Genomic DNA, 5,655 nt, shown 5'->3' on the forward strand with positions numbered 1-5,655 from the left:
AAACCAAAAAAGCAATCTATCAGTAACAGTTGATACAGTAAAAAAAGGCAGGAGTGTTTTTGCGCTACACTTTCACTTCAAAGAAGATCAACAAATAAAAATGATGTTAGAGGATTGATTATGGCTTTGGTATCAATCAGTGAAGCAGCAAGGCTGACAGGAAAAGCAAGAAGCACACTACACAAGTACATAAAACAAGGAAAACTGTCTACGACTACAGATCAAAATACAGGAAATAAAAGCATTGAAACATCTGAGTTAATTAGAGTATTTGGTAAAATAAGTAATCTCTCAACTATAGATAGTGACAGTGTCACACATGTATCAAAACTACAGCAAGAAACACCCAGCACTACACAATCACTACAGATTAAACTTCAACTTCTTGAACAAGAAAATGCACACTTAAAAGCTGAAAAAGAGTTACTTTCAAAAAATTTAGATGATATACGTCAGGCTATGTTATTAATCGAATCCAAGCTACCAACCTCTCCCGAGCCCGTTACACCAGTACCAACAAGAAAATCATGGCAATTCTGGAAAAAATAGCCGGCTGGTGTCATTTTCACGCTGAAACCCAAACCGCCATTTTGATAACAAATAAGTAACAATAAAACGGGATATTTTCGGCCGGAAAAGAGGCAGTTTTGAACGGTTCAGGATGTTTTCAGGATGAAACCGGAAGCGGGTGTACGCTTAAGCACGATTATGTTAAATGATGTATAAACATACAAAAAAACATACTCATGATTTATATATGTAACACAAATAAAAATAAAGCAGGTTATTGGTATGACTAATAATTTTATTTAATCGGTTAAGGCATTGCTGTAAGCATTTAACAGATTGTCGTCAGGATCATAGTTCAGGTTGTGTAGTGTACCGCCATAACAGAACTCTTCACTTATGAAACCACCAAAAACCAAATCCGATTACTTATGAAAAAAATCAGATGATTTAACATCACTTAGTGCTTCCATTGTATAGACTTGTATCATATAGTTCCTAAACTTACTTTTTTCTTTTTTTTGGAAAAAAGTGCCAATTGGAGACACAACTAATGTTTACTTACTTAGCAATTTCAAATTTCAAATCTATAAAGAACAGAGTTGAAGTCAACTTGAGCTCGGCTACTCCAGGCAATCACTTACCAGAAAACTTATATAAAAATGATGGAATGCAAGTTGCTACACTGAGAAGCGCAGGGTTATATGGAGCAAATGCTTCTGGTAAATCAAATGTTCTGATGGCTTTTGAAGCACTAAAATTTATAACTACCATGTCTGGTGATTTAAAAGAAGGCAGCAATATACCCTGCTATGAACCTTATGCTTTATCTTCAGAAACCACTAGTTCACCAACTACTCTTGAGGCTGAATTTTACTCAAAATCAGGGGATAGATTCTTATATATAATCTCATTTATAAAAAATGAAATTACATTTGAATCTTTAGATTATTATCCATCGAGAGTAAAAGCTAATCTTTTTACTCGAAATAAAGATGATTCATGGGAAACATTAAAATTTGGAGGTCATTATAAAGGCGGGATAAAAAAAATACCTTTCTTTAAAAACAATTCCTATCTTTCTAAAGCGGGAAATAATGCAGCATCGCCAGATATAATTAAAGAAGCTTATAATTTCTTTAGGCAACAAATAAGACACATAGGTCTTAATGAACGATTAAGGATATCTTCTTTTGGAGATAGAGAAGAAGTTGTCAAGGATACTGCGAAAGTATTATGCATGGTTGACACTGGTGTTAATGACATTTCAGTAAAAGAAGTAGATGCTGAATTACCAATAAAAATGGATGATGATATACCACAAGAAATAAAAGATATGATCATGGATGATTACAAATATAGATATGTATTTTCACATCTTAGCGAAGATGGAAAAAATATTAACTTTCCAATATCTAGAGAATCAGAAGGAACTCAAAAGCTATTTGAAATAATCCCTTTAATTCGTTCAGCATTTGATAGTAAAAAAGTAATAATTATAGATGAGCTGGATAATAGTCTTCATCCACATATAGCTGACCTGATCGTGAAGTTATTTAATGACCCAGATGTTAATACATATGGTTCACAACTTATATTTTCAACGCACAACATGCAACTAATGACGCCTGAAAAAATGAGAAGGGATCAAATATTTTTTTGTGAAAAAAATAATGGATCATCAACTTTATATAGCTTAGATGATTTTGACAAGAAAAAAGTAAAGACATCAACCAACTATGTAAACTGGTATAATGAAGGCCGTTTCGGTGGTGTGCCAGATATAAATTACTTGAAAATAGCTTTATTTTTATCACCACATAAAATACAACCATCATCATTATCTGAAAAAGAAATCAGTGAAATATCAAATGGTTTTTTTGAATAAAAATTAAGGAATCATGATGGCAAAGAAAAAAACAAAAGAAAAAAGTGTACCACCAGTAATGTACATTTATTGTGAAGGTGAAAAAACAGAACCACTTTACCTTGAGGCATATATTTCAGACAGAGATAAAAAAGGATATAGTGTATTCAAAATACCTAAAACAAGGAAAAACAGCCCAGAGCAATTGGTTGATTTAGCCATAGAGAAAAAGAAAGAATCATCAGCAGATGATGTTTTTTGGGTTGTTTATGATCAAGAGCAACTAACATCTCAATCTAAATCATCTCACCAGAGAGCATGGAATAAAGCTAATAAAAACAATATAAATATAGCTATATCTTGTGTTTGCTTTGAGCTTTGGATTCTTATGCACTTTGGATATACAACCAAAGAATTCATTTCATATAAAGATTTAATTAGTTCATCGCCATTAAAAAAATTGATTCCTGATTATGATAAAGGTAGTAAAAATACATATTACTTCTTAAAAGAAAAAATAAGTGATGCCAAAGAAAACTCTAAAAGATTAAGTTGTTATGCAAAGCATAACAATGCAACAACAACACCGGAGTATCTATATAAATCTTATACTAACTTCCATGATTTATTGGAGAATATAGATTCTTTTTAGGTTTAAATCTATGATTATAATTTACGCTTGTATCTAATAATCATAGATTACTACCCACCATATATAATTAACAATTATATTATTAAAACTCATGAATATAATATAAAACATTTTAAATGTTAAATTTCAAAATACTAAAAGTCGTCAATGTGACAATTTTTTATCTTTACAAATGTTTTATGGATTTCATATGAAGATTTTCACCACACAAGAAACCATTATTATTTCTGCAAAATCCTGTGATCGATGCCATTTTTATGCTGAAAAAGACGATCCTGAATTTCATGAATTTTTGTCTATTGACCGGCAGGTTGGTTTTGGCTCTGTTTTCGGTGACGGAAACCACTTGAAGCTGGATTTATGTCAGCATTGCGTGAAAACATTGTTGAATTCGTGGTTATCTGTCAGTGAACTGGATTCGTTTTGACAATGAAAGGCTGATACATACAAGGTGTTTAGGTTAACAAATAACCGCACACTTATCCTCGTTTTTCTGATAAAAATTAGGCTTTTCCATCAAAAAAATTTGTTTTAAAAATAATCAAAGACATTAAGACGCCAAAACCCTAATGGTGACTTAATGCATAACGTTATTAAGTCACCAAGACCCTAGTGACGACTTAATGTATAACGTTATTAAGTCACCAAGACCCTAGTGACGACTTAATGTATTGGCTATATTAAGTCACTATTAGGGTAGTTACGGTATAATTAGTTTATGACCAAACATGGTTTTAGGCAGGGTTAATAACCTTGTCATTTTCCGGTTTGCAGGGGGTACTGTGAGCCGAAGGCGACGTCGTTTGTACTGGTGATTAAACCAGATGTAATTCCTGATGCATTCGTCTTGACCTTCGGAGTGAAGGGAGACAGAATCACATTGCGACGTTTGTAGACCGCCCCGGATGGAGATGAATATCCCTGTTCGGGGTTTTTGCCATTTTGATTAATGCAATATCAAAACTGTGGGTCCGACGTCTGACCTGAATTCAGAACGGTTAAACCAATTTCAGCCGACAAGTGTCAGCACTCATTCTGGTCTAAAAATGAAAAATTAGTTTTAAACTCGGTAATGAACCTGTTGTCTTGCAGACGTAGACCTTTCCGTCAACTGCATCAATGGCGACCTTTCGCCAATCCAATTGATTTATAAATATTTAAATTGTGTTATTCCTGCTATTTACGGCATTTCATTGTAGTGAACAAGATATTTTCCAATGCTAAAATAAAAGTAACCATTTGATTTAAAACACTTTTAATAAATACATCTTCAAAAGGTCGCCACTCGTGCAGCAATTTGATTGATTTTCAACCGCCCATTTAACTGATTTCGTACCTGTCCTTTTGAAAAACCGGATTTTGAAAGTTATATGAACCGTTTTCTGAACGGCAGCACAAATTCTGGGAATATGCCTGAGAATGAAAAATACAGTCTTACTGCAATATCGGTTATAGCAATAAAAAGCCACAGAACGAATTAGGAGTGGCTTTTATGTTTTGGTTATGGAAGTTATCGTCATAGGTGAAAAAATCGCTTACAGGCGTATACAGCACCATTCTGACTGAGCCGTGAGCGTAGCGAACTTAATTGCACGAAAAATTAGCGGTTCAGTAGTTTGATGGTCGGAGACAAAAGATTCTGTCAGCGATATGCCCCCGCAATGCGGGGGAGCTACCTTGATTTGGAAATATGTTTTGAAAAGTAGCAAACTCTGTTTACTACATCCTCTTGAATAAGGGAAAACGTGATGTATCTGACAGGTTGAGCTGATTTATCCACAGGGCTTTTCTGTTTTAAATTGTTTTATGTTTTTAAACCTTGTTTTATCTATATGTACCATATTGTTTTATAATAATAAAAATACCAATAGGCATAGAAATTTACGGTAATAGGCATAGAAATTTACGGTAATAGGCATAGAAATTTACGGTAATAGGCATAGAAATTTACGGTAATACTCACAAATTAGGCATAGTCAAAATAAAAGACTTGCCTTTAATGTAGGGATAGACTAATTTTTTGTCTATCCCATTAAGTAGGAAGCGACATGTCTGAACTAATAGCATATAAATCCAATGCGTTGATTGAAGCTAGTTACAAACTAACTTTACAGGAACAGCGCTTGCTATTGATGTGTATTGGAAAGCTAAACCCTCGGGATAAAACTCCTCAAAAAACATTCAAAATTACATCTGGCGATTTTTATCTAGCATTTCCTGATATGGGAAAAAGTAATGCAGAACGACATTTAAAAGAAGCTATAGATAAGCTCGCTGAACGTTGGATATATATACAAAACAATAATGAAAGACGACGTATTCGCTGGATCCAAGAAGAAGCAGAATATTTTGAGGGTGAGGGAAAAATAGAAATTGTTTTTGCTGACTCCATAATGCCCTACTTAACTCAGCTTCAAGGTCAATTTACTAAAATCGTGATCAAAAATGTATCAACACTAAAAAGTGTCTATAGCATTCGTTTATATGAGTTATTAATGCAATTTAAAGTGATTGGCGATCGATTGATCAGCATTGATGATTTTCGCTCGATGCTAGGTTTGGACGAAAAAAAATACGCCACCTTCAAGTCACTGAATCAATGGGTAATAAAACCAGCAATAAAAGAGTT

The 5,655-nt window shown here is 33.5% G+C and carries 5 protein-coding genes and 1 pseudogene; all 6 read left to right on the forward strand.

The features are described 5' to 3' along the window. A pseudogene (locus JEP36_RS17890) lies at nucleotides 1-118 on the forward strand (replication initiation protein); the annotation flags it as partial. Between the two features lie 2 nt (nucleotides 119-120). Further along, nucleotides 121-549 (forward strand): DNA-binding protein, encoded by a 429-nt coding sequence (locus JEP36_RS17360; protein WP_198630541.1) that lies wholly within the window; start codon nucleotides 121-123, stop codon nucleotides 547-549. A 511-nt stretch (nucleotides 550-1,060) separates the two neighbouring features. Then, complete coding sequence (locus tag JEP36_RS17365; protein WP_198630542.1) at nucleotides 1,061-2,395, forward strand: AAA family ATPase; 1,335 nt, start codon at nucleotides 1,061-1,063, stop codon at nucleotides 2,393-2,395. A gap of 16 nt (nucleotides 2,396-2,411) precedes the next feature. Beyond that, complete coding sequence (locus JEP36_RS17370) at nucleotides 2,412-3,026, forward strand: RloB family protein (protein ID WP_198630543.1); 615 nt, start codon at nucleotides 2,412-2,414, stop codon at nucleotides 3,024-3,026. A 190-nt stretch (nucleotides 3,027-3,216) separates the two neighbouring features. Next, nucleotides 3,217-3,453, forward strand: a complete 237-nt coding sequence (locus JEP36_RS17375; protein ID WP_198630544.1) for a hypothetical protein — start codon at nucleotides 3,217-3,219, stop codon at nucleotides 3,451-3,453. A 1,621-nt stretch (nucleotides 3,454-5,074) separates the two neighbouring features. Next, the coding region (locus JEP36_RS17380; protein WP_198630545.1) for a replication initiation protein at nucleotides 5,075-5,655 on the forward strand (581 nt) is incomplete at its 3' end.

Origin of the sequence: Proteus sp. PR00208 (genome assembly GCF_016238545.1) — a bacterium.
GTDB lineage: Bacteria > Pseudomonadota > Gammaproteobacteria > Enterobacterales > Enterobacteriaceae > Proteus.

Excerpts from the sequence above, each read along its gene's own strand:
- JEP36_RS17360 (WP_198630541.1), top strand. The coding sequence starts at position 121 with ATGGCTTTGGTATCAATCAGTGAAGCAGCAAGGCTGACAGGAAAAGCA.
- JEP36_RS17365 (WP_198630542.1), top strand. The coding sequence starts at position 1,061 with ATGTTTACTTACTTAGCAATTTCAAATTTCAAATCTATAAAGAACAGA.
- JEP36_RS17370 (WP_198630543.1), top strand. The coding sequence starts at position 2,412 with ATGGCAAAGAAAAAAACAAAAGAAAAAAGTGTACCACCAGTAATGTAC.
- JEP36_RS17375 (WP_198630544.1), top strand. The coding sequence starts at position 3,217 with ATGAAGATTTTCACCACACAAGAAACCATTATTATTTCTGCAAAATCC.